Genomic DNA, 25369 nt, shown 5'->3' on the forward strand with positions numbered 1-25369 from the left:
TCAGCTCTCCCGGGTTCCCATCAGGCCGCGCGGCCGGAAGATCAGCATCAGCACCAGCAGCAGGTACGGCAGCACCGGCGCCACCTGGGCCACGGTGAGCTTCCACAGCGAATAGAACGGCGTGGTGTCGCTCACGGCCAGGCCAATGCTGTTGAACAGGCCGGCCAGCGAGGCATCGATGGTCACCGCGAAGGTTTGCAGCACGCCGATCAGGATGGACGCGATAAACGCTCCCACCAGCGAGCCCATGCCGCCCACCACCGCCACCACGAAGACGATCGAGCCGACCGCCGCCGCCATCGACGGCTCGGTGACAAAGGCGTTGCCGCCGATGACGCCCGCCAAGCCCGCCAGCGCGGCGCCGCCGCCGAACACCATCATGAACACGCGCGGCACGTTGTGGCCGAGCGCCTCGACCATCTCCGGGTGCGTCAGCGCGGCCTGGATCACCAGGCCGATGCGCGTGCGCGTCAGCACGAGATAGATCGCCACCAGCATGCCCAGCGAGACCAGCATCATGAAGGCGCGGTACTTGGGGAACGACGACGTGAACACCGTAAACAGCGGCCCGTCGAGTTCGGCCGGGATGCGGTATGGCACGGCGGCCAGGCCCCACACGAGCTTGACGCCTTCCTCGATCAGGTAGGCCAGCCCGAACGTGAACAGCAGCTCGGCCACGTGTCCGTACTTGTGCACGGTGCGCAGGCCGAAGCGTTCCACCAGCGCGCCGGCACATGCCACCAGCAGCGGCGCCAGGATCAGCGCGGGCCAGAACCCGATCTTGCTGGCGACGGTATAGGCGAAGTAGGCCCCGAGCATGTAGAAGCTGGCGTGCGCGAAATTGAGCACGCCCATCATGCTGAAGATCAGGGTGAGGCCTGAAGAGAGCATGAACAACAGCAGCCCGTAGCTGATGCCGTTCAACAGGGAGATGACGAAGAATTCCACAACTTATCCTTCAATCCGGCTGCGCGGCGGCGCAGCCATCCGGTTTGACAAGGGTGAGCGCCATCCTGCCGCGCCCATGCGGTGCGCGGACGCTCCCCGGTTTCGACCGAAAGTATGCAGGATCGGGCGGCCGGCTTTTTATGCTGCCGGCCGGCCCGCCATGGGCAGGATCAGCCCGGCCGCTTCATCTGGCAGGAAGTCGGTTGCGCCGCGACGTACTGGTCCATCAGCGCATTGGTCTTCCAGCCGTAGCCGGTGTTCTCCTGGTCGTACTTGACGTCCTTGCCGTTGACCTTGGTCCAGGTGGCCACCACCAGCGACTGCTGGGCCTGGTGGTCGGTGTTGCGCATCTCGACCGGGCCGTTCATGCTGTCCACCTTGATGCCCTCCATGGCCTTGGCGACCTTGACCGGATCGGTGGAGTTGGTGGTCTTGACGGCCTTGGCCAGCATGGCCACGCCGGTGTAGGCGGCCATCACGTAGAAGTCGTCGTTGTACTTCTTCTTGTAGCCCTCGATGATGTCGGCGCCCTTGAAGCCCTCGTTGTTCGGGTTGTAGTAGCCGACGTACTTGACGTGCTCGGCGCCGGCGGAGCCCATGGCCGTCGGCACGCCGGTGGTGCCGGCGTAGTACGTGTAGTAGTTGGTGGTCAGGCCGGCATCCTTGCCCGCCTTGATCAGCAGCGCGAGGTCGCTGCCCCAGTTGCCCGTGATCACGGTATCGGCGCCGGAGGCCTTGATCTTGGCCGCGTACGGCGCGAAGTCCTTCACCTGGGCGAGCGGGTGCAGGTCCTCGCCGACGATCTGGATGTCGGGACGCTTGCGCTTCAGGTAGTCCTTCGCTGCGCGCGCCACCTGGTGGCCGAACGAGTAGTTCTGGTTGATCAGGTAGACCTTCTTGACGTTGGGGTCCTTGGCCAGGTACGTGGTCAGGGCCTCCATCTTCATGTCGGAATTGGCGTCGAGCCGGAAATGCCAGTAGTTGCACTTGCTGTTGGTCATGTCCGGGTCCACCGCGGCGTAGTTCAGGTAGACGATTTCCTTGCCCGGATTGCGCTCATTGTGCTTGGCCACTGCGTCTTCCAGCGCCATGCCCACCGACGAGCCGTTGCCCTGCACGATGTAGCGGATGCCCTGGTCGGCCACTTGCTTCAGGATGGTCAGGCTCTCCTGCGGCGACAGCTTGTTGTCGAAGCCCACCACCTCGAACTTGTGGGCACCGCCCCACCCCTTCTGGTTGGCCACCTCGGCCACATACTGCCAGCTCTTGAGCTGGTTCTGTCCAACGGGGGCCATGAGCCCCGAGAGCGGATCGATGAAGGCGATCTTCACCGTATCCGCGAGTGCCGTGCCCGAAACCAGCGCAGAACCCAGTGCCGCGAACGCGGCCACGCCGGCCACCAGCGGACGCATTTTGGTCATACCTGTCTCCTTCACTCTTGTCGTTGGCTTGTCATCGATTGCGGCTTGCCGGGCGAATCCTCGAGCGCTCTGCACGCATCCCGCCGGCTGCCCCGCCGTCGCCGTGCCGCAAGCTGGCACGGCGTGGCGGATGCCCATTCCCGCCTCAGGCTGTCGGCAGGCGGTAGTCCTTGAACTGCTCGCGCAGCTTGAGCTTCTGCATCTTGCCGGTGGCGGTCAGCGGGATTTCACTGACGAAGGCCACGTCGTCCGGAATCCACCACTTGGCGACCTTGCCTTCGAAGAACTTCAGCAGTTCCTCCTTGCTGACTTCGGCATTGGGCTTCTTCACCACCACGAGCAGCGGGCGCTCGTCCCACTTCGGGTGGTACACGGAAATGCAGGCAGCCATGTGCACGGCCGGATGGGCCGCGGCCACGTTCTCGATATCGATCGACGAAATCCACTCGCCGCCGGACTTGATCACGTCCTTGCTGCGGTCGGTGATCTGCATGTAGCCGTCGGGATCGATCGTGGCCACGTCTCCGGTCGGGAACCAGCCGTCGACGAGCGGGTTGGCGTCATTGCGGAAATAGCGCTCGATGATCCAGGGACCGCGCACCAACAGGTCGCCGAAGGCCTTGCCGTCCCAGGGCAGCTCCTGGCCGTCGCCATCGACAATCTTCATATCCACGCCAAACAGCACGCGGCCCTGCTTCTCAAGGACCTTCTGGCACGCCTCCTCGGACAGCGCCTCGTGCTTGGCCAGCAGCTTGCAGGTGGTGCCCAGCGGCGACATCTCGGTCATGCCCCAGCCGTGGATGACTTCGACATCCAGGGCCCGCAGCGCGCGGATCATTGCCGGTGGCACCGCCGACCCGCCGATCACGGTACGGCGGAAGGTGGAGAACTTCAGGTTGTTGGCCTGCACATGCTGCAGCAGGCCCAGCCATACCGTAGGTACGCCGGCGGAGAAGGTCACCTTTTCCTGCTCGAACAACTCGTACAGGGAAGCGCCATCCAGCTTGGGGCCCGGCAACACGAGCTTCGCACCGACCAGCGGCACCGAATATGGCAGGCCCCAGGCGTTGACGTGGAACATCGGGACCACTGGCAGGATCACGTCACGCGCCGAGCAGCCCAGTGCATCCGGCAACGCCGAAGCATAGGAATGCAGAACGGTGGAGCGATGCGAGTACAAGGCGCCCTTCGGGTTGCCCGTCGTGCCGGACGTGTAGCACAGGCTCGACGCGAGGCCCTCGTCGAACTGCGGCCATTCGTAGTTGCCGTCCTGGGCGTCGATCAGTTCTTCGTAGCAAAGAAGCGGGACCTTGGTCTCGGCCGGCATATGGGCGCGGTCGCTCATCAGCACCCAGCCCTTCACGTTCGGGCAATGCGGCGCCAAGCCTTCCACCAGCGGCAGGAAGGTCAGGTCGAAGAAGACGTAGCCGTCTTCGGCATGGTTGACGATATAGGCGATCTGCTCCGGAAACAGGCGCGGATTGATCGTGTGGCAGACCGCGCCCATGCCGGACACGCCGTAGTAGATCTCAAGGTGGCGATAGCCATTCCAGGCCAGGGTGCCGACGCGGTCGCCCTGTTTCACCCCGAGCGCGCCCAGCGCCTGGGCCAGCTTGCGGGCGCGCAGCTCGCAGTCGCGATAGGTATAGCGGTGAAGGTCGCCTTCGGTGCGTCGCGAGACGATTTCGGTGCCACCGTAGTAGCGGGCAGCGTGCTTGATGATCGAGGAAATGAGCAGCGGCGCGCTCATCATTTGACCCATCAATGCCATGAAACAGTCTCCTGAATTTTTTGGGGATTTCCGTCTGAAAACGAACAATCGTTCTATTTTTTGGCGATTGTTCCCACACCTTGGATCAACGTCAACGGGATTCCGTTGTGCACTGCCCTTCATGCACCGGATTCATCGACGCAATCAATGGGAAGAACATTGCGTGTGATAAGGCAGCCTGGAGGGCCCGGTCCGGATGTGGAAGTACAATACTGCGAGCCATGTTGCGCCTCAACATGTCGTTTTCCCTAGCACGCAAGCGCACTTCCGGGAAATTCGGCATGCCGGCGCTGCACTGCCCACACGCGGCGTTTACCCTATCCGTGCCTGAATCCGTCGCCGCGCGGCCCGCCCCCAGACAATGTCCGATACCGTCAATCAACCTTCCGTCCAACGCGATGTCTCCGGCAACGGTGCGACGTTCCGCGCGCCATTCCAGACCGAACCCGGATTTGCCGGCCTCGGCGAGCGCTTCTTCACGAAGCTGCGCCCCACGCCGCTGCCCTCGCCCTACCTGGTCAGCATCGCGCCGGCCGCCGCTGCCCTGCTGGGCATGCCGGCCGAGGCCCCGGCGCAGCCGGACTTCATTGAAGCGTTTGTCGGCAACAGCATTCCCGAATGGGCCGACCCGCTGGCCACTGTCTACTCGGGACATCAGTTCGGCGTGTGGGCGGGACAGCTTGGCGATGGCCGGGCAATCCGCCTCGCGCAGGCGCAGACCGATACCGGCCCGTGGGAGATCCAGCTCAAGGGTGCCGGACTCACGCCCTATTCGCGCATGGCCGACGGCCGCGCGGTGCTGCGCTCATCGATCCGCGAGTACCTGTGTTCCGAAGCCATGGCGGCACTTGGCGTGCCGACCACGCGCGCACTGAGCATCGTCGGCTCCGACGCGCCGGTGCGGCGCGAAACCATCGAGACCGCCGCGGTGGTGACGCGGCTTGCGCCCACGTTCATCCGCTTCGGGCACTTCGAACACTTTGCCGCACACGAGGACGTTGCCGCGCTGCGCCAGCTGGCCGATTTCGTCATCGACAACTTCATGCCGGCCTGCCGCGAGTCCGCCCAGCCCTACCAGGCCCTGCTGCGAGAGGTCTCGCTGCGCACGGCCGACATGGTGGCGCACTGGCAGGCGATCGGCTTTTGCCACGGCGTGATGAATACCGACAATATGTCGATCCTCGGCCTGACCATCGATTACGGCCCGTTCGGCTTCCTCGACGCGTTCGACGCCAACCACATCTGCAACCATTCGGACACGCAGGGCCGCTATGCGTACAGTCAGCAGCCGCAGGTCGCGTTCTGGAACCTGCATTGCCTGGCGCAGGCGCTGCTGCCCTTGTGGCTGGAGCCGGGCGCCGATGACACCGCGCGCGAAGACGCCGTGACGCAGGCGCGCGCAGCGCTGGACCCGTTCCGAGACCGTTACGCGAGCGAATTCTTCCGCCACTACCGGGCCAAGCTTGGCCTGCGCATGCCGGCCGGCGGCGACAACGAAGACGAGCCGCTGATGACCAGCCTGTTCCAGCTGCTGCACGCGCAGCGCGTGGACTACACCTTGTTCTGGCGCAACCTCGCCCACATCTCCTCTTTGGACGGCGCCAGCGACACCCCGGTGCGCGACCTGTTCCTCGACCGTGCCGCCTGGGACGCCTGGGCGGAGGGTTACCGGGCCAGGCTGCGGGCGGAGCAGTCCGACGACAGCGCCCGGCGCGCCGCCATGCTGGCAGTCAACCCCAAGTATGTGCTGCGCAACCATCTTGCCGAAACCGCCATCCGCCGCGCGCGGGAAAAGGACTTCAGCGAAGTGGACCGGCTGCTCGCCGTGCTGTCGCGTCCCTTCGACGAACAGCCGGAGTCGGAAGCCTACGCGGCGCTGCCGCCCGACTGGGCGTCCGGAATCGAGGTGAGCTGTTCGTCGTGATGTCGCCCGGACGCCGCCCGGCACGCCTTCCCGCGCTGGTGTAAGGTTCGAACCACGGCCGCGACCAATGCGTGAGGCCGGCATGACACGCCAGCCCCCTACCGAAAGGATCCAGCATGACCACAAGCAAGACCGACGCCGAGTGGCGCCAGCAACTTTCCGACATCGAATACCGTGTCACGCGCGAGGCCGCGACCGAACGCCCGTTCACGGGCCGCTACTGGGACCACTGGGACAGCGGCATCTTCAAGTGCGTAGGCTGCGGCACTCCGCTGTTCGAATCGGCCACCAAGTTCGACGCCGGCTGCGGCTGGCCCAGCTACTTCCGGCCGATCAACGGCGAGGTGATCTCGGAGCACACCGACCACACGCACGGCATGGTACGCGTCGAGGTCCGCTGCAAGGAATGCGGCAGCCATCTCGGCCACGTATTCGAAGATGGCCCCGCACCGACCGGGCTTCGCTATTGCATCAACTCGGCTGCGTTAAAATTCGACGATCGCGACCCGGCTGAGCGCGACGGCTGACGCACACGCGCCCGGCCGCGCTGCCGGCCCGCGGGCCGGGCGCGGAGCCGGGCCCGCCAACCCAAGTTATTCCTGCATGAAATTCCTGTTCGACCTGTTCCCGGTCATCCTTTTCTTTGCCGCCTTCAAGCTGGCCGGCATCTACACCGCCACGGCAGTGGCCATCGGCGCCACGATCCTGCAGATCGGCTGGGTGTGGCTGCGCCACCGCAAGGTCGAACCGATGCAGTGGGTGAGCCTGCTGATCATCGGCGTGTTCGGCGGCGCCACCCTGGTGCTGCACAACGAGACCTTCATCAAGTGGAAGCCGACCGTGCTGTACTGGCTCTTCGCCGCGGCGCTGATCGGCTCGGTGATCGGCTGGCGCAAGAACCTGATCCGCGCCATGATGGAAAAGCAGGTCACGCTGCCCGATGCGGTATGGGGACGCCTGAACGCGGCATGGGCCGGCTTCTTCGCGGCCATGGGGCTGCTGAACCTGTATGTGGCCTTCCAGTTCTCCACGGACACCTGGGTGAACTTCAAGCTGTTCGGCAGCATGGGGCTGATGCTTGTCTTCATCATCGCGCAGAGCGTCTGGTTGTCGCGCCATATGCAGGAAAACACGCAGGACTGAGGCCTGCGCGAACATTGTCGGGGCCCGGGCCTCCGGGCCTCGCTCCAAGAATCCCTGAGGAACACAAATGGCAGCTGATCCCGCCACTATCGAGGCGATTCTGCGTGAAGCGCTTGCTCCAAGCCACCTGGTCGTGCGTGATGACAGCGCGTTGCATGCCGGCCATGCCGGTGCGGCATCCGGCGGTGGCCACTATGACGTGACCATCGTCAGCGAGCGCTTTACGGGCCACACCCGCGTTGCGCGGCACCGCATGGTGTATGATGCGCTGCGCGGTCTGTTCCCCACGCAGATCCACGCTTTGGCCGTGACCGCGTTCACCGATCAAGAATTTCAATCCCGCGAAACCTCACGCGGTTCTTCCAGCAACTCTCAGACCTGATTCCATGAAGACCACCGTCCTCTCGTTCAGCCTGGCGGCTGTGCTCGCTGCCGGCAGCCTGCCCGCAGCCGCCCAGAATGCCGCTGTCGTGAATGGCAAGGCCATTCCCTCGGCCAAGCTGGACAAGCTGATCGCCGGCACCGGCCAGCCCGACAACCCGGAGTTGCGGGATCGTGCGCGCAGCATGCTGATCGACCGCGAACTGCTGGTGCAGGAAGCCAACAAGCGAGGCCTGACGCAGCGTGACGACGTGCAGGAGCAGCTGGAGCAAGCGCGCCTGAACGTGCTGGCCGGCGCGGTGTTCGAGGACTACGTGAAGACCCACGGCGCAAGCGACGCCGAACTGCGCAAGCAGTACGACAAGATCAAGTCCCAGTTCGGCAATGGCAAGGAATACCACGTGCGCCACATCCTCGTGGCGAACGAAGCCGATGCCAAGGCCATCATCGCCAAGATCAAGGGCGGCGCCAAGTTCGAGGACCTGGCCAAGGCCTCATCCAAGGATCCGGGCTCCGCGGCCAACGGCGGCGACCTGGACTGGGCCAACAGCGGCAGCTACGTGCCGGAATTCTCGGCGGCCATGACCGGCCTGAAGAAGGGCCAGATGACCGATACGCCGGTCAAGACCCAGTTCGGCTGGCACATCATCGAACTCGTCGATGTTCGCGACGCCAAGATCCCGAGCTACGAAGAGGTCAAGCCCCAGCTGATGCAGATGATGATGGGCGACCAGAACTGGCAGCGCGAGCAGTTCCAGGCCATGATGAAGAACCTCAAGGACAAGGCAAAGATCCAGTAACGTTGCAGGCCGGTCCCCCCGCCGGGCTGCAGACTAGAAGGAAGCAGCAGCGTGGAGCCTCAGACCGGCTACTGGCAACTCTGGCATCTCACTTCGCGGGGCATGTGCTATTGCGCGCTTGCCTCGGCCTCGCTTGACGGCGCCGCCCCCGGGTGGCGCACCCTGCATCCCCATCTTCCGTTGCGGGACCGTTATGCCCCCGAGAAGACTCTGCGCGCCGTGGTAGCGTACCGGGAAGCACGCGGAGAAATCATTCCACCCGAAGGCATTGACAGCAGACGACTGCTGCATTTCGCCTATGCATCGTGGAGTTCGCGGCTGAAGGCGCCGCTGCAAGAGTAGCAACGCGCCCCCAGCCCGATCGTCGCCCCCCGGAACGCCACCTCCGCCACCTGCATCCTTGCGGCTGCATGCACCTGCCCTTCAGTTGTCGCGGCTCAGGATCTCCAGGGCAGCATTCGCATCGTCCAGCGAATCCAGAGCGAGGTAGGCGACGAACCGCGTACCGATCACGGAAGCCGAAAAGCCACGCAAATTGATGCCTCCCGTAGCGAGCTTCCGCGTCAGCTCGGCGGCAACACCGGGCTCGTTCGGTCCCATGATGTGCAGTGAATGCAAGCTGTTCGTGACATTGAAACCGACTTGCGCAGCCGTACGAATTTCCCTGTCAGACTGCAGCGGTGTCACGAACACCACGCCCTTTCCGGGTGCCTCCGGACTCCGGCGGGCAACCACGAACTGCAGGTCCGCGCCCGCGTCGCGCAGCGCCTCCAGCACCTCGGCCAGGCCGCCCGGCCGGTCTGGAATGGAGGCAGCCCACACATCCATCCGCTCGACGAGAAGATCCTTTGCCATCTCGCGTCCTCCAATGACATTGCCATTGAAATCTAGCTCATGGGCTGGCGAGGACAAGGCGAGGCGGAAGGCGCGGCGCCGGTCTGGCAACCGAGCTGTCGCAGACTTAATATGGATTTATCGTTTCCCGGGCCGCCGCCATGCCGCGGCAAGGCAGCCCGACGCCTTGAAGGGCCGGAAGTGGTACTGGCCGGATCAATGCCGTGGAAGGCCAGGAGATTGTGTTCAGGACCCACGCGTGCCGCGTCACGTGGAGTCCCCGCACCATCTGAAGGGGAACCGTCATGTCAGAAGACAAGTCACCACGCCATGCCGCGGAGCGGCGAGCGGCAGAAGTCTCCGAGGCGCAGATTGCGGTGCATTGGCCGGAAGAGGACTATTTCCCGCCACCGGCGCAGTTCATTGCCCAGGCCAATCTGACCGATCCACGCATCTTCGAACGATTTTCGCTCGAGCATTTTCCCGAGTGCTACAAGGAATTTGCCGACCTGCTGGACTGGTACAAGTACTGGGAGACCACGCTCGATGCCAGCAACCCGCCATTCTGGCGCTGGTTCGTCGGCGGCAGGATCAACGCCTGCCATAACTGCGTGGACCGCCATCTCGCCAGGAACAGGAACAAGACCGCCATCCACTTCGTGCCGGAGCCTGAGAACGAGACGGTGCATCACCTGACCTACCAGGAACTGTTTGTACGCGTCAATGAGCTTGCCGCCTGCCTGCGCGACGCCTTCGGCCTGAACGCAGGCGACCGCGTCACCCTCCATATGCCCATGGTGGCTGAACTGCCAATTACGATGCTGGCCTGCGCGCGGCTCGGGGTCATACACTCGCAGGTCTTCAGCGGGTTCAGCGGCAAGGCGTGCGCGGACCGCATCGTTGATTCCGAAAGCCGCCTGCTGATCACCATGGACGCCTACTGGCGCGGCGGCGAGTTGCTCGACCATAAGGAAAAAGAGGACATTGCGGCGACTGAGGCGGCCAGCGCCGGCCACCCGGTCGAGAGAGTCCTGATCTGGCAACGCTACCCGGGCAAGTACTCGAGCGGTGCCGCGCTCGCCAGGGGGCGCGACGTCATCGTCAACGAGGTGCTTGCCGATTTCCGCGGCAAGCGCGTAGAGCCCGCCCCGATGCCCGCCGAGGCGCCGCTGTTCCTGATGTACACCAGCGGTACCACCGGCCGCCCCAAGGGCTGCCAGCACTCCACCGGTGGCTACCTTTCCTACGTCGCGTGGACGTCAAAGTACATCCAGGACATCCACCCCGAGGACGTCTACTGGTGCATGGCCGATATCGGCTGGATCACGGGCCATTCCTATATCGTCTACGGCCCGCTCGCCCTCGCCGCCTCGTCGGTGGTCTACGAAGGCCTGCCCACCTGGCCCGATGCCGGCCGGCCATGGCGCATCGCGGAGTCCCTCGGCGTCAACATCTTCCACACCTCGCCCACCGCAATCCGCGCGCTGCGGCGCAACGGCCCCGACGAGCCCGCAAAGTACAACTACCATTTCAAACACATGACGACTGTGGGCGAGCCGATCGAGCCCGAGGTCTGGAAGTGGTACTACAGCACTGTGGGCAAGGGCGAGGCTGTCATCGTGGACACCTGGTGGCAGACCGAAAACGGCGGGTTCCTGTGCAGCACTGTGCCAGGCATCCATGCCATGAAGCCCGGCAGCGCGGGCCCCGGCATTCCGGGCATTCATCCGGTCATCTACGACGACGACAACAAGGAAGTGCCGATGGGCTCCGGCAAGGCCGGCAATATCTGCATCCGCAACCCCTGGCCTGGCGTGCTGCAGACGGTCTGGAAGGACCCTGACCGCTACGTGCAACAGTACTATGCGCGCTACTGCAAGAACTCCGACAGCAAGGATTGGCGCGACTGGCCCTATATGGCCGGGGACGGCGCCATGCAGGCCGCGGACGGCTACTTCCGCATCCTCGGCCGTATCGACGACGTGATCAACGTCGCCGGCCACCGCCTCGGCACCAAGGAAATCGAATCGGCTGCGCTGCTGGTGCCCGACGTCGCCGAAGCGGCGGTGGTGCCGGTTGCCGACCAGGTCAAGGGCAAGGTGCCCGACCTCTATGTCTCCCTGAAACCGGGCGTGGAGGCGTCCCCCAAGATCGCCAGCAAGGTCGCCGCCTCGGTGGTCTCGCAGATCGGCGCCATTGCACGGCCGCACCGTGTCGTGATCGTGCCCGACATGCCCAAGACCCGCTCTGGCAAGATCATGCGGCGCGTGCTGGCGGCCATCTCGAACAAGCAGGAACCGGGGGACGTGTCCACGCTGGCCAATCCAGAAGTTGTCGAGAAGATCAAGAAACAGGCCGGCGGGCAGGACTGACGCCACAAAGGAACAAGCCCGCGCAAGGCGGGCTTGTTCAATGCACGAACGGCAAGCTGTGCAGCCTTACCCCACCCACTTGCGCGCGTTGCGGAACATCCGCATCCACGGGCTGGCCCCATCCGCCACCTGCTTCCAGGCATCCGGCGCCCAGCTCATGGTCGCGGCACGGAACACACGTTCCGGGTGCGGCATCAGCACGGTGAAGCGGCCATCGGTTGTCGTCACCGAGGTGATGCCGTCCGGCGAGCCGTTCGGGTTCAGCGGATAGGTCTGCGTGACCGCACCGTGGTTGTCCACAAACCGCAGCGCCACATTGGCCTGCCCGAGATCGCCCTGTTGCGAGAAGTCGGCAAACCCTTCGCCGTGCGCGACGACGATCGGAATGCGGCTGCCTTCCATGCCGGCGAAGAAGACCGATGGCGACTGCTGCACTTCCACCGTGACGTAGCGCGCCTCGTACTGCTCCGACTGGTTGCGCGTGAACTTAGGCCACGCACCGGCGCCCGGGATGATCGGGGCCAAATTGCTCATCATCTGGCAGCCGTTGCACACGCCCAGCGCAAACGTGTCCTGGCGGTTGAAGAAGGCCGCGAACTGCTCGGCCATCTGCGCGTTGAACAGGATGGTCTTGGCCCAGCCCTCGCCGGCGCCCAGCACATCGCCGTAGCTGAAGCCGCCGCAGGCCACGAAGCCCTTGAAGTCTGCCAGGTTCGCGCGACCCGCGATCAGGTCGCTCATGTGGACATCGTGCGTGTCGAAACCCGCACGGTCCATGCTGTATGCCATCTCGATCTGCGAGTTGACGCCCTGCTCGCGCAGGATCGCCACGCGCGGACGCGCGCCGGTGGAAATGAACGGGGCTGCGATGTCCTCGGCCGGATCAAAAGTCAGCACCGGGCTGATGCCGGGGTCCGCCGCGTCGAGCAGGCGGTCGTATTCGCTGTCGGCACAGACCGGGTTGTCGCGCAGGCGCGCGATGCGCCAGCTGACCTCGCTCCAGTTGCGCTGCAGGTCCGTGCGCGAGGCGCCGAACACCTTCTTGGCGTCGCGATAGATCTCGATCTGGTCGGTCGCGTTGGGCTTGCCGATCACATGGCTGCATGCCGACAGGCCAGCTTCGCGCAGCACGGCGAACACCGTGTCGCGGTCCTGCAGGCGCACCTGCACCACCGCGCCCAGTTCTTCCGAGAACAGCGCGCGCAGGGTCTGGTCATTGCGGCGCTCGGCGATCTGCTGGGCCCAGTTCTTGGCATCGCCATAGTCCTGTTCCTGCTGCGGATCCAGCGCCAGCATGTCGACATTCAGCGAGATACCGCAGTGGCCGGCAAACGCCATTTCCGCCAGCGTGGCGACAAAGCCGCCATCGGAGCGGTCGTGGTACGCAAGCAGCTTGCCCTCGGCATTCAGGCGCTGGATCACATTGAAGAAGTTCTTCAGATCTTCCGCGCTGTCCACGTCCGGTGCGCTGTCGCCGACCTGCTGCGTGACCTGCGCCAGGATGCTGCCGCCCATGCGGTTCTTGCCGCGGCTGAGGTCGATGCCGATCAGCACCGTGTCGCCCGCGTCGGTACGCAGCTGCGGCGTCAGCGTGCGGTTCACGTCGTCCACCGCGGCGAACGCGGAGATGATCAGCGACACCGGCGCCACCACTTCCTTGGCCACGCCGTCGTCCTGCCACTTGGTGCGCATCGACAGCGAATCCTTGCCGACCGGGATGCTGATGCCGAGGGCCGGGCACAGTTCCATGCCGACCGCATGCACGGTGTCGTACAGCTTGGCGTCCTCGCCTTCCACGCCGCAGGCGGCCATCCAGTTGGCGGACAGCTTGACCTTGCCCAGGTCCTTGACCGGCGCCGCTGCCAGGTTGGTCAGCGCTTCACCGATCGCCATGCGGCCCGAGGCCGGGGCGTTGATGACGGCCAGCGGCGTGCGCTCGCCCATGGTCATCGCCTCGCCGGCATTGCCCTTGTAGTCGAGCGTGGTCACGGCCACGTCGGCCACCGGCACCTGCCACGGGCCGACCATCTGGTCGCGCGCGTTCATGCCGCCCACGGTACGGTCGCCGATGCTGATCAGGAACGACTTGTTGGCCACGGTGGGGTGGCGCAGCACGTCGCGCACGGCCTGTTCCAGCGAGATGCCGGTGACGTCCACCGCCGGCAGTGCCTGCTCGACGCGCTTCACGTCGCGGTGCATGCGCGGCGGCTTGCCCAGCAGCACTTCCATCGGCATGTCGACCGTGTAGTGCTCCTTGAGCGCGGCGTCGACATGCGAATCGACCAGCTGCAGCTGCTTTTCCTCGGTGGCCACGCCCACTACGGCGAACGGCGAACGCTCGCGCTCGCACATGGCCTGGAACCTGGCGAAATTGTCCGGCGCGATGGCCAGCACGTAGCGCTCCTGCGATTCGTTGCACCAGATCTCGGCCGGCGACAGGCCCGACTCCTCCAGGTGCACCTTGCGCAGGTCGAAGCGCGCGCCGCGGCCGGCGCCGTCCACCACTTCGGGGAACGCGTTGGAAATGCCGCCCGCGCCAACGTCGTGGATCGACAGGATCGGGTTCTCGTCACCGAGCTGCCAGCACGCGTTGATCACTTCCTGCGCACGGCGCTCCATCTCGGGGTTGCCGCGCTGGACCGAATCGAAATCCAGGTCAGCGGTGTTGGTGCCGGTCGCCATCGAGCTGGCGGCGCCGCCGCCCATGCCGATGCGCATGCCCGGGCCACCGAGCTGAATCAGCAGCGTGCCGGCCGGCAGGTCGTTCTTGTGCGTGTGGCTGGCGTCGATATTGCCGATGCCGCCCGCGATCATGATGGGCTTGTGGTAACCACGCACGGTACCGCCCACGTTCTGCTCGTAGACGCGGAAGTAGCCGCCCAGGTTCGCGCGGCCGAATTCGTTGTTGAACGCGGCGCCGCCGAGCGGGCCTTCGATCATGATCTGCAGAGGCGAGGCGATGCGGTCCGGCTTGCCGGTCACGCCGGCCTTGTCGTCGGGGTTGCGGTGCGCCACCGGCTGGGCGGCGTCGCGATCGTTTTCCCACGACTCGACGGCCTCGGGCAGCATCAGGTTCGACACCGTGAAGCCAGTCAGGCCGGCCTTGGGCTTGGCGCCGCGGCCGGTCGCGCCCTCGTCGCGGATTTCACCGCCGGCGCCCGTGGAGGCACCCGGGAACGGCGAGATCGCGGTCGGGTGGTTGTGCGTCTCGACCTTCATCAGCGTATGGGTCAGCGCCTCGTGGCGGCCATACTTGTGGGCATCGCCGCGCGGGAACCAGCGTTCGGCGACGCCGCCTTCCATCACGGCAGAGTTATCCGAATAGGCCACGATCGAGCCCTGCGGATTGAGCTGGTGCGTGTTGCGGATCATCGCGAACAGCGACTTGTCCTGCTGCACGCCGTCGATGGTCCAGGTGGCGTTGAAGATCTTGTGGCGGCAGTGCTCGCTGTTGGCCTGCGCGAACATCATCAGCTCGACGTCGGTCGGGTTGCGCTCGAGCTTGGCGTAGGCGTCGATCAGGTAGTCGATCTCGTCTTCCGACAGCGCCAGGCCCATGGCCACATTGGCCTCGGCCAGCGCGCCGCGGCCGGCGGAAATGTCGACGAAGCGCAGCGGCTTGGCCGGCAGCTCCTGGAACAGTCCGGCGGCTTCCTCGCGCGTGGCGATCACCGTTTCAGTCATGCGGTCGAACAGGTGCGCGGCCACCGCGGCACGCGTGTCGGCATCCAGCGCCTTGCGCCCGCGCAGCAGGCCCTTCTTGCAGATGACGGTGATCTCGATGCCGCGCTCGATGCGGTGCACGTGCGTCAGGCCGCAATTATGGGCGATGTCGGTGGCCTTGCTGGCCCACGGCGAAATCGTGCCGAAACGCGGGATCACGACAAAGCGGTCGCCTTCCGGCTGCTCGGCGAACGGCGCGCCGTAGGTCAGCAGCGCGGCAATGCGGCTCTGGTCTTCGGTGGACAGCGGGGTGTCCGAATCGACGAAATGGAGGAACTGGCCGTGCACCGATTCGATATCGGTGTCGATCTGCCGCAGGGCGGTGAGCAGGCGTTGCTGGCGGAAGGCGGAAAGCGCCAAAGCGCCGGGGAAGCACGAAAAATGCGCCATGATCGTAGCGGTCGGGAGGCGAAGGAGGTAGGGGCTGCTGCTTGCCGGCACCGCTGCATGGGGCGCCGGCCGGCGGGAAACCAGTATTGTACCTTGCCGGCACCCGGATTTTGCACTGCGCCATCACGGCGCATCTGTGTTAGGCCTGGCCGTGATAATGCTTATGCATCACTTTTCCCGATGCAACCCGAGTCCTGCGCTCAAAGTGACGTAGCCGAGCGCGCCGCCTGCTCATAGAGTCCGGTCAGCACACGCATCAAGCGCGCGAGTTCGCCGATCTCTGCATTCTCCTCGCTGCCCTCGGTGAAATTGCTGGTCAGGCACTGCTCGCGGATTTCACGGTAACGCGCACAGGCCTCGGCACCGGCCGGCGTGGTCGAATACGTGGACTCCTTGCCGATGCGCTCGCCCGTCACCAGGCCCAGGCCCTGCAGCTTCTTCAGCGCATAGGTCACCAGGTGGGTGTCCTCCACGTTCAGCACAAAGCAGATATCGGCGAGGCGCTTGGCGCGGCCGCGGTGGTTGACATGGTGCAGCACCAGCACGTCCAGGAAGGTCAGGTCGCGCACGCCGGCAGCTCCCATGCAGCGCACCACCCAGCGGCTGTAGGCGTTGTAAGCGGTGTTCAGGCCGAACTCGAACTCGGACAGCTGCGGGCTGCGCGCCGACACCAGGTGCGATGACGACACGATATTGGTGCCCGCCGCGCGCGACAGCGGGACAGCGGGCTTGACGGGCGCGGTGTCCGGCGCGGAAATGAGGTCGGCTTCGGCGGCCGGACCGGGCGCGGCGGGCTTGCGTGCCATGGGGAATGCTCCTTGCAACCTTGGACGGGAGCCGCCGGAGCCCTGCCCGCGGCGCCGCCCCCGTCAATTTTGGCTTGACAGTTTATCGACAAATTATGGAGCATGAGGTGCTCGACAAGAACAATGAACAGGCAGGGCTCGAGGGGCTGCGCGCCTGAAGCCTGCGCGCCGGCCATTTCGGAGCGATTGCACCCTGCCCGCCTCCACGCCCACGATGCTTCCAGACCTCAATACCCTGAACGCCCGCCTGCGCGAAGGCGCCACCAGCCGCGCCGAACTGGTCGAGACAGCCGCCAATGCGGCGACCGACGTGCGCGCGCAGGCGGTGTTCCTGCACAGCACCTTCGATACCGCCCTCCAGACCGCCCGCGCCGCGGATGCCGCATGCCGTGCCGGCAAGCCCCTGCATCCGCTTGCCGGCCTGCCGGTCTCGGTCAAGGATCTCTTCGATGTGGCCGGCGAGGTCACGCGCGCCGCATCGGCGGTACGCCACGACGCTGCGCCAGCCAGCGCCGATGCCGCCGTGGTCGCGCGCCTGCGCCAGGCTGGCGCAGCCATTGTCGGCCGCACCAACATGACCGAGTTCGCGTTCTCGGGCGTGGGCATCAATCCCCATTTCGGTACGCCGGTGAACCCGGCCAGCGCGGATGGCGTCGCCCGCATCCCCGGCGGATCGTCTTCCGGCGCGGCGGTCTCAGTGGCCCTCGGCCTGGCCGTGGCAGCGCTCGGCAGCGATACCGGCGGATCGATCCGCATTCCGGCGGCCCTGTGCGGCCTGACCGGTTTCAAGCCGACCACGCGCCGCGTGCCGCTCACCGGCGCCTTTCCGCTGTCCTACACGCTGGACACCGCGTGCGCCATGGCCCGCACGGTCAATGACTGCCTGATGGTCGACAGCGTGATCGCCGACAGCGCGCTGGTGCCGAGCGCCCCGGCGCCGGCGGCAATCCGCCTGGCCATTCCGCGCCAGGTACTGCTGGATGACCTCGACCCGGTGGTCGCGCGGGCCTTCGACCGCGCGCTGGGACGGCTGTCCGCTGCTGGCGTGCAGCTGGAACACACCGATCTGCCCGAGCTGGCCGAACTTCCGGACCTGAACGCCATGGGCGGCTTCAGCGCGGCCGAGGCCTACTCGATCCATCGCCAGATGCTTGCCGCGCGGCGCGAGCTCTACGATCCGCGTGTGGCGATGCGCATCGATCGCGGCGCGGCCATGGGCGCGGCCGACTATGTCGACCTCGCCCGCGCGCGGATCGACTGGATCGCCCGGGTCGAGGCCCGCCTGGCGCGCTTCGACGCGGTGGTCTGCCCGACCGTACCGATGGTCGCCCCGGCCATCGCGCCGCTCTGCAGCGACGATGACCTGTTCTTCCGCACCAACGCGCTGCTGCTGCGCAATACCTCGGCCTTCAATTTCCTTGATGGCTGCTCGGTTTCGCTGCCCTGCCACGCGCCCGACGAACTCCCGGTCGGGCTGATGCTGTCCCACGGTCCGATGCACGATACGCAACTGCTCGGCACGGCGCTTGCATTGGAAGGCATCGTGCAACCCGGCCCGCGCGACGAATAAGCCCGCCGCCGCAACGCTGATCTTGCGCCTGGCGTGGCCGCCTTTGTATGGCGGTCACGGCCAGCACCAGGTAGTACGCCAGCTGTACCCAGCTGTACCACACGCGCCTTCCGCGGCGCGCACACCAGGAGAGATCGAGATGCGAGTCAAGGCATTCGTTGCGGCCAGCCTGGCGCTGATCGTCATGTCAGCAAAGGCAGACACCAGGTGGGACCTGCCCACCGGCTATCCCGCGGGCAACATGCACACCGAAAACCTGCAGCAGATGGCCAGCGAGGTGGACAAGGCCACCGGCGGCAAGCTGAAGATCGTGCTGCATCCGAACGGGTCGCTGCTCAAGGCCAACGAGATCAAGCGCGGCGTGCAGACCGGCCAGGTCCAGATGGGCGAGGTGCTCATGTCCACCCTGGCCAATGAGAACCCTGTCTATGGCGTGGACGCCGTGCCGTTCCTGGCCACCAGTTACACCGACGCCTACCGGCTGTGGCAGGCGTCGCGCCCGGTCACGGAAAAGCTGCTGGACAGGCAGGGCATGAAGCTGCTCTACGCCGTGGCCTGGCCGCCGCAGGGCATCTATGCCAACAAGCCGCTGAACGCGGCCGCGGACATGAAGGGCCTGAAGTGGCGCGCCTACAATCCAGCCACCTCGCGCATTGCAGAACTGGTCGGCGCCCAACCGGTCACGATCCAGGCGGCCGACCTGGCCCAGGCGCTGGCGACCGGCACGGTCAACTCCTTCATCTCGTCGGGTGCGACGGGTGTCGACACCAAGGTGTGGGAAAGCGTCAAGTACTTCTACACCGTGGATGCCTGGCTGCCCAAGAACATGCTGGTGGTCAGCAAGAAGGCGTTCGCCGCGCTGGACAAGCCGACCCAGGACGCCCTGCTCAAGGCCGTGGCGGATGCCGAAAAGCGCGGCTGGCAAGTGTCGGAGCAGAAGACCCGGGACTATCTCGCCACGCTGTCGCGCAACGGCATGACGGTGCAGCCGCCCTCGCCGCAGTTGAAGACCGACATGCAGAAGGTCGGCCAGGCCATGGTGGAAGACTGGGCAAAGAGCGCGGGCGAGGACGGCAAGGCCATCCTGGAAGCCTACCGCAAGTAGCCCGCTGCACCCACGGCGAAGGCGCGCGCCTTCGCCTTTCTTCTACCGCTGGCCACCACACCGTCCGCCATGGCATCCCCCACGCCCCGCAAGCGCTGGCTCGACCGGCTGCTTGACCTGTGCGCCGTCCTGGGTGCGCTCTGCATCCTTGCTGTCTGCGCCATCATGATCCTGATGTCGCTGTCGCGCGAAACCGCCTTTATCTTCAAGGGCGGCGACGACATCGTGGCCTGGCTGTGCGCGGCCTCGGCGTTCCTGGTCCTCGGCCAGACCTTCCAGCACGGCGGCATCGTGCGCGTGGAAATACTGCTCGAAGCGGCGGGACCGCGCCGGCGCCGCGCACTGGAACTTCTGTCGCTGACCCTCTGCCTCATCTTCGCCATCTATGCTGCCTGGGCGCTCGGCACCTTCGCGTGGCAAAGCTGGGAGATCGGCGATGTCTCGCAAGGCGAGATCGTGATCCCCCTGTGGATTCCGCAGAGCTTTGCCGTGATCGGCTGCATCGGCTTCATGCTGGCCGTCGCCGACGAATGGCTGCGCGTGCTGCGCCGGCAAAAGCCGCGCTACCAGCTGGCACAGGAAGCAAAGCTGGCCGCCGGCGATTTCGGGGAGTCGGTCTGATGAGCACGGTCCTTGTCGCGCTCGTCCTGCTGCTGGTGATGATCGTCTTTCTGGCCATCGGCGCCTGGATACCCGTCGCCATCGCCGTGACCTCCTGGGTCGGCCTGGTGGTCTTCTCCGACCGCGAGGCGCTGGTCAACCTCGCCAATGCGTGGTGGTCGTCGAGCGCCTCCTATACGCTGGCCTCGTTGCCGCTGTTCGTGTGGATGGGCGAGATCCTGTTCCGCACGAAGCTGTCCGAGCAGATGTTCAACGGCCTCTCGCCATGGCTGAACTGGCTGCCGGGCCGGCTCATGCACGTCAATATCCTCGGCTGCGGGATTTTCGGCTCGGTGTCCGGCTCGTCGGCAGCCACCTGCGCGACGATCGCCAAATCGGCGCTGCCCGAACTCACGCGGCGCGGCTACGACGAGCGCGTCACGCTTGGCTCGCTGTCGACGGCCGGCACGCTCGGCATCCTGATTCCGCCGTCGATCACCATGGTCGTCTACGCGGTATCGGCCGATGTCTCGATCATCCGCGTGTTCCTCGCCGGCTTCCTGCCCGGCCTGCTGCTGATGCTGCTGTTCTCGGGCTATATCGTGGTCTGGGCCCTGCTGCACCCGGACCGGACGCCGCCAGCGGAACAGTTCGGCTGGAAGGCGCGCGTGGCCTCGATCCGCCAGTTGATGCCGTGCATCATCCTGATCGGCTTCATCACATGGATCATGATGGCGGGATACTCCACGGCCACCGAGGCCGCGGCCTACGGCGTGGTCGCCTCGCTGGCGCTGGCATGGGCCGGTGGCTCGCTGACACGCGCGGCGTTCTGGGAGAGCCTGATGTCGGCCACCCGGCTTACCGCGATGATCATGTTCGTGCTCGGTGCGACCTCGTTCCTGTCGGTCACCATGAGCTTCACCGGCATACCGCGCGCCCTGGCCGAGTGGGTGGCCGCGCTGCACCTGTCGCCCTGGGCGCTGATCGCGGTGCTGACGGTGATCTACATCCTGCTCGGCACGGCCCTTGACGGCATCTCGATGATCGCGCTGACCACGGCCACCGTATTGCCCATGGTGCAGGCGGCTGGCTTCGACCTGGTATGGTTCGGCATCTTCATCGTGCTGCTCGTGGAGATCGCTGAAGTCACGCCGCCGGTGGGCTTCAACCTGTTCGTGCTGCAGAGCATGACAGGCAAGGACAGCAACTATATTGCCCGGGTATCGTTGCCCTTCTTCATGATGATGGTCGTGGCGATCGGCATCATCACGATCTGGCCGGCCCTGGTGACTTGGCTGCCGGACGCTGTCATGCAGAAGGAACTCAGATAGGGAGGACTGGGCAATGGCATGCGGTTCCGGCAAGATTGGCACTGACCAGATGGCATCGGCCCCGGCTGAACCCGTACCCGTATGAACCCGACGCAACCTTGTTCCCCGATCCCGGCTGAAGGCTGGACGGCGCTGGCCGCCGATTCGGCGCAGGCCATTCCGCTCTACGATGTCGACACCATCCGCCGCATCGAGAACGCCGCGTTTGCGCGCCTGCCGTCGTTCGAACTGATGTCTCGCGCCGGCGGCGCGGCCGCCGGCTGGCTGGCGCAGCATGTGCCCGAGGGATTGCTGCTGTTCCTGGCCGGGCCCGGCAACAACGGCGGCGACGCGCTGGTCGCCGCGACACGCCTGCACCAGGCCGGGCGCGATGTGCGGGTCTGGCTCACTGCGGACCCCTCGCGCATGCCGGCCGACGCAACGCGCGCATGGCAGGAAGCCAGCGCCGCGGGCGTGCCCATGGCGGCAATGGCAGCTACAGCCGCCTGGCCGGCAGGGATGGCGGCAGTGGTCGACGGCCTGCTCGGCATCGGCCTGAACCGCGCCGCAAGCGGCACCATCGCCGCGTGGATCGAGCGCCTTGCCCAGGCGCCGGCACCCGTATTCGCGCTCGATATTCCAAGCGGCCTGTTTGCGGATACCGGTGCCGGCGAGCCCGCCGTGCGCGCCTGCCGCACGCTCACGTTCCTCGGTGCCAAGCCTGGCCTGCTCACGCTGGATGGACGCGACTGCGCTGGCATTGTCGATATCGCACCGCTGGGCCTGGACTTTCCGCCCGCACAGACGCCGCGGGCCTGGGTGAACGGCCCGGCGCTGTTCCGGGACGCGCTGCCGGTGCGCCGCCATGCCGCCAACAAGGGCACGTTCGGGTCGCTCGCGATCATCGGCGGCAATACCGGCATGACCGGCGCCCCGCTGCTTGGCGCACGCGCGGCGCAGTGCCTCGGCGCCGGGAAAGTCCACGTCGGCTTTCTGGCGCCGTCAGCGCCCGCCATCGATCCTGTCCACCCCGAGCTGATGCTGCATTCGCTGACCGACCTTGCCCCCGGCGCGATGTCGGCCCTGGTCATCGGGCCGGGCATGGGCACCGATCCCGGCGCACGCCAGGCCCTTGCGCAATGGCTGGAAGACGCCGGCCGCTGCAACGATCCGCCTGCGCTGGTCCTGGATGCGGACGCCCTCAACCTGCTGGCCGGCGATGCCGGGCTGGCTGCCACGCTGTCAGCGTCGGGACTGTCGCGCATCATGACGCCGCACCCGCTCGAAGCCGCACGCCTGCTGGGCTGCAATGTGGCCGCGGTGCAGCGCGACCGCCTGGCAGCAGCCAGTACGCTGGCGGAACAGTGGCAAGCCGTCGTCGTGCTCAAGGGCTCCGGATCCGTGATTGCCGCGCCCGGCACACCGGCCGGCGCGATCAACCCGACCGGCAACGCCGCGCTGGCAAGCGCGGGCACGGGCGATGTGCTGGCCGGCATGGCTGGCGCGCTACTAACCCAGGACATGCCGCCGCTGCAGGCGGCGCAGGCGGCCGTATGGATACATGGCCGCGCCGCCGACATGCTGGTGGCAAACGGCACAGGGCCGGCGGGGCTCGCGGCGAGCGAACTCGGCATTCCGGCGCGTACGATCTTCAATGCGCTGTTGCGCGGGGAGGCGGGTTAGTGCAATGCAGCCGGTGCATCAACGGACACAATTGCACCGGATCATTGCCACAATCGGACAAAGGCCGACAGGCTCCCGGATACGACTGCGCTACCGTTTCATCTCGTAACCGATAACTGCACCGAATTAGCGTGATCGAGGCAAGACACGCTTTATACTTGCAGCTACCCGGCAGTTCGCCGGTACCAAGCTCCTGCAACAAATCTGTACCCTGCATGCCTACCAACCTTCACGCCTGGAACGCCCTGCTGCAGCATCACGACGCCATTCGCGACGACCAGATGCGGGATTGGTTTGCCGATGGCGGCGAGGATCGTGTCAGGCAGTTTTCGCTGGAAGCGGCTGGCCTGTACCTGGATTACTCAAAGAACCGGATCACGCCGCAGACCATGCAGCTGCTGTTGCAGCTGGCCGACGAGGCCGGTGTCCCGGCGCGTCGGGATGCCATGTTTGCCGGCGAGCATATCAACGCCACCGAGGACCGCGCTGCCCTGCACGTTGCGCTTCGCGCCACCGCCGGTGCCGGCTTCAGGGTTGATGGTATGCCTGTGATGCCGTGCATCCAGAACGTCCTGGTTCGCATGCGAGCGTTCGCTGAAGCCGTCCGCAGCGGTGCGTGGACCGGCGCAGCCGGCGAACGCATCACCGATGTCGTGAACATCGGCATCGGCGGCTCCGACCTTGGCCCGAAGATGGTGTGCCGTGCGCTGTCGCACCTCGCACATGATGACGGCCATTCCGGGCCGCGCATGCACTTCGTATCGAACGTCGACGGCACCGAACTGGCTGAAGCCCTTGAGCGCCTTGATCCGCGGCGGACGCTCATGATCGTCTGCTCGAAGACCTTCACCACGCTGGAGACCATGGCCAATGCGCACAGCGCGCGGCAATGGTTCCTGGCCAATGGCGTTTCCGAGGACCAGTTGGCCCGGCACTTCGTCGCGGTGTCGACGAACGTGGAGGCCGTACGCGCATTCGGGATCGACCCGGCCAATATGTTCGAGTTCTGGGACTGGATCGGCGGCCGCTTCTCGCTGTGGTCCTCGGTGGGCCTGTCGATTGCGCTGGCGGTTGGCTTCAATGCCTTTGCCGACCTGCTGGCCGGCGGCCGTGCCATGGACGAGCACTTCCGCACCGCGCCGCTCGAACGCAACATGCCTGTCGTGCTGGGCATGCTCGGCATCTGGTACCGCAACTTCTTCAACCTGCCGACCAGTTGCATGGCACCCTACTCCACGTCGCTGGAGCTGTTCCCGGCGTTCCTGCAGCAGCTGGAGATGGAAAGCAACGGCAAGTCCGTGCAGCTCAACGGGCGGCGCGTGCGCACGCATACCTGCCCGGTCGTGTGGGGTTCCGCGGGCACCAATGGCCAGCATGCGTACTTCCAGAAGATCCACCAGGGATCGCAGATCGTACCGGTGGATTTCGTTGCGCCACTGGTGCCGCCGCGCGAACTGCCCGGCCACCATGCCAAACTGCTGGCCAACTGCTTTGCCCAGGCCGAGGCGCTGATGCGCGGCCGTTCCGCCGAGGAACTGCGAGCGGCCGGCATGACCGACGAGCTGCGCATCGCCCATATGGTTTTCGAGGGCAACCGCCCCAGCAATACGCTGCTGATGGAAGACCTGACGCCGCACGTGCTGGGTGCCCTGATCGCGCTCTATGAGCACCGGACCTTCGTGCAAGGTGTGGTCTGGAATATCAATTCCTTCGACCAGTGGGGTGTGGAGCTGGGCAAGATCCTGGCTCGCCCGATCGAAGCCGAACTGAACGGCGCCGAAGCCAGTCAGCACGATGCGTCCACGGCAGCGCTGATTGCCAGGGCCCGCGGCGTGCTGGCGCGAGGCTAGACTTCGGTTGCCATCCACTCATCGCTGGCCACGCGGCCAGCGTCGATCGTCAGTATGCGGCTGCAGCGCGCCGCCACCGAACGGTCGTGGGTAACCAGCACCAGCGTGGACCCGGCATCGCGGTTGAGCTCGAACATCAGCGCGATCACGGCCTCGCCAGTGGACGTATCGAGGCTACCCGTAGGCTCGTCGGCAAACAGGATGTCAGGACGCGTGACAAAGGCGCGGGCCAGCGCCACGCGCTGTTGTTCGCCACCCGAAAGCGTGCGCGGATAGTGATTGAGCCGCGCGCCCAGGCCGACGCGCTCGAGCATATCTGCCGCCCGCTCCCTGATCCGATCCGTTTCCCCGCGCAACTCGAGCGGCAACATGACGTTCTCCAGCGCGGTCAGGTGCCCCACGAGCTGGAACGACTGGAACACGAAACCGACATGCCGTCCCCGCAGCGCGGCGCGCTGATCCTCGTCCAATGCGAAGAGATCCTGGCCCATGAGCCGCACCATGCCGCTCGTCGGCAGGTCCAGCCCGGCCAGCAAGCCGAGCAGCGTCGACTTGCCCGAGCCCGATGCCCCCACGATGGCGAGCGTTTCGCCGCCCGTGACGGAAAACGTGACGTCGTGCAGAATCGTCAGCGAACCAGTCGTGTCGGCAACGGTCTTTCCCAATGACTCGACGTCGAGGATGGAAGAGGACATGAAGAGTTGGATCCGAAGCAGTTGGCACAAGGCGGCACTGGCC

Annotated in this window: 20 protein-coding genes; 13 read left to right on the forward strand and 7 right to left on the reverse strand. The window is 65.7% G+C overall.

The window, feature by feature from the left end:
* The 3 genes from CupriaWKF_RS08835 to CupriaWKF_RS08845 form a co-directional block, all read right to left on the reverse strand.
* Positions 1 to 948 (reverse strand): branched-chain amino acid ABC transporter permease, encoded by a 948-nt coding sequence (locus CupriaWKF_RS08835; protein ID WP_276097546.1) that lies wholly within the window; start codon positions 946 to 948, stop codon positions 1 to 3.
* Positions 949 to 1118: 170 nt separating this feature from the next.
* Positions 1119 to 2369, reverse strand: a complete 1251-nt coding sequence (locus CupriaWKF_RS08840) for a branched-chain amino acid ABC transporter substrate-binding protein (protein ID WP_276097547.1) — start codon at positions 2367 to 2369, stop codon at positions 1119 to 1121.
* A 145-nt stretch (positions 2370 to 2514) separates the two neighbouring features.
* Positions 2515 to 4140 carry a 3-(methylthio)propionyl-CoA ligase gene (locus CupriaWKF_RS08845; protein WP_276097548.1) on the reverse strand — a complete coding sequence of 542 codons (1626 nt, stop codon included), beginning with the start codon at positions 4138 to 4140 and terminating at the stop codon, positions 2515 to 2517.
* A 361-nt stretch (positions 4141 to 4501) separates the two neighbouring features.
* On the opposite strand from CupriaWKF_RS08845, the gene CupriaWKF_RS08850 reads away from it, so the two are divergent.
* The 6 genes from CupriaWKF_RS08850 to CupriaWKF_RS08875 all read left to right on the forward strand — a co-directional run bounded on the left by CupriaWKF_RS08850 (position 4502) and on the right by CupriaWKF_RS08875 (position 8730).
* On the forward strand, positions 4502 to 6064 hold the full coding sequence (locus tag CupriaWKF_RS08850; protein ID WP_276097549.1) for a protein adenylyltransferase SelO: 1563 nt from the start codon (positions 4502 to 4504) through the stop codon (positions 6062 to 6064).
* A 116-nt stretch (positions 6065 to 6180) separates the two neighbouring features.
* On the forward strand, positions 6181 to 6591 hold the full coding sequence (gene msrB, locus CupriaWKF_RS08855) for a peptide-methionine (R)-S-oxide reductase MsrB (protein WP_276097550.1): 411 nt from the start codon (positions 6181 to 6183) through the stop codon (positions 6589 to 6591).
* A 76-nt stretch (positions 6592 to 6667) separates the two neighbouring features.
* Positions 6668 to 7207: a septation protein A gene (locus CupriaWKF_RS08860; protein ID WP_276097551.1), complete on the forward strand. Its 540-nt coding sequence runs from the start codon at positions 6668 to 6670 to the stop codon at positions 7205 to 7207.
* A gap of 67 nt (positions 7208 to 7274) precedes the next feature.
* Positions 7275 to 7589, forward strand: a complete 315-nt coding sequence (locus tag CupriaWKF_RS08865) for a BolA family transcriptional regulator (RefSeq protein WP_276097552.1) — start codon at positions 7275 to 7277, stop codon at positions 7587 to 7589.
* A gap of 4 nt (positions 7590 to 7593) precedes the next feature.
* Positions 7594 to 8388: a peptidylprolyl isomerase gene (locus CupriaWKF_RS08870; protein ID WP_276097553.1), complete on the forward strand. Its 795-nt coding sequence runs from the start codon at positions 7594 to 7596 to the stop codon at positions 8386 to 8388.
* Between the two features lie 51 nt (positions 8389 to 8439).
* Positions 8440 to 8730, forward strand: a complete 291-nt coding sequence (locus tag CupriaWKF_RS08875) for a hypothetical protein (RefSeq protein WP_276097554.1) — start codon at positions 8440 to 8442, stop codon at positions 8728 to 8730.
* A gap of 81 nt (positions 8731 to 8811) precedes the next feature.
* On the opposite strand, the gene CupriaWKF_RS08880 is transcribed toward CupriaWKF_RS08875, so the two are convergent.
* Positions 8812 to 9243 (reverse strand): ACT domain-containing protein, encoded by a 432-nt coding sequence (locus CupriaWKF_RS08880; protein WP_276097555.1) that lies wholly within the window; start codon positions 9241 to 9243, stop codon positions 8812 to 8814.
* 284 nt (positions 9244 to 9527) lie between these two features.
* Here CupriaWKF_RS08880 and acs point away from each other — a divergent pair, with 284 nt between their 5' ends.
* Positions 9528 to 11594, forward strand: coding sequence for an acetate--CoA ligase (gene acs / locus CupriaWKF_RS08885; protein WP_276097556.1), 2067 nt, complete (start codon positions 9528 to 9530; stop codon positions 11592 to 11594).
* A gap of 66 nt (positions 11595 to 11660) precedes the next feature.
* On the opposite strand, the gene purL is transcribed toward acs, so the two are convergent.
* Complete coding sequence (purL, locus tag CupriaWKF_RS08890; RefSeq protein ID WP_276097557.1) at positions 11661 to 15707, reverse strand: phosphoribosylformylglycinamidine synthase; 4047 nt, start codon at positions 15705 to 15707, stop codon at positions 11661 to 11663.
* Positions 15708 to 15907: 200 nt separating this feature from the next.
* On the reverse strand, positions 15908 to 16513 hold the full coding sequence (locus CupriaWKF_RS08895) for a winged helix DNA-binding protein (protein ID WP_276097558.1): 606 nt from the start codon (positions 16511 to 16513) through the stop codon (positions 15908 to 15910).
* A 214-nt stretch (positions 16514 to 16727) separates the two neighbouring features.
* Between CupriaWKF_RS08895 and CupriaWKF_RS08900 the strand changes: the two genes are divergently transcribed.
* The 6 genes from CupriaWKF_RS08900 to pgi all read left to right on the forward strand — a co-directional run bounded on the left by CupriaWKF_RS08900 (position 16728) and on the right by pgi (position 24631).
* A complete protein-coding gene (locus CupriaWKF_RS08900) occupies positions 16728 to 18083 on the forward strand; it encodes an amidase (RefSeq protein ID WP_276097559.1) in 1356 nt (451 codons plus the stop codon).
* 139 nt (positions 18084 to 18222) lie between these two features.
* Positions 18223 to 19188, forward strand: a complete 966-nt coding sequence (locus CupriaWKF_RS08905) for a TRAP transporter substrate-binding protein (protein WP_276097560.1) — start codon at positions 18223 to 18225, stop codon at positions 19186 to 19188.
* 69 nt (positions 19189 to 19257) lie between these two features.
* Positions 19258 to 19809, forward strand: a complete 552-nt coding sequence (locus CupriaWKF_RS08910; protein WP_276097561.1) for a TRAP transporter small permease — start codon at positions 19258 to 19260, stop codon at positions 19807 to 19809.
* Complete coding sequence (locus CupriaWKF_RS08915; protein ID WP_276097562.1) at positions 19809 to 21119, forward strand: TRAP transporter large permease subunit; 1311 nt, start codon at positions 19809 to 19811, stop codon at positions 21117 to 21119. Before CupriaWKF_RS08910 ends, CupriaWKF_RS08915 begins: the two co-directional genes overlap by 1 nt.
* Before the next feature lie 81 nt (positions 21120 to 21200).
* Complete coding sequence (locus CupriaWKF_RS08920) at positions 21201 to 22781, forward strand: NAD(P)H-hydrate dehydratase (RefSeq protein ID WP_276097563.1); 1581 nt, start codon at positions 21201 to 21203, stop codon at positions 22779 to 22781.
* Between the two features lie 215 nt (positions 22782 to 22996).
* A complete protein-coding gene (pgi, locus tag CupriaWKF_RS08925) occupies positions 22997 to 24631 on the forward strand; it encodes a glucose-6-phosphate isomerase (RefSeq protein ID WP_276097564.1) in 1635 nt (544 codons plus the stop codon).
* Here the strand turns inward: pgi and CupriaWKF_RS08930 are convergent.
* On the reverse strand, positions 24628 to 25326 hold the full coding sequence (locus CupriaWKF_RS08930) for an ABC transporter ATP-binding protein (RefSeq protein ID WP_276097565.1): 699 nt from the start codon (positions 25324 to 25326) through the stop codon (positions 24628 to 24630). The two genes, pgi and CupriaWKF_RS08930, sit on opposite strands and share 4 nt — an antisense overlap.
* Positions 25327 to 25369 lie beyond the last annotated feature (43 nt).

Origin of the sequence: Cupriavidus sp. WKF15, from assembly GCF_029278605.1 — a bacterium.
GTDB lineage: Bacteria > Pseudomonadota > Gammaproteobacteria > Burkholderiales > Burkholderiaceae > Cupriavidus.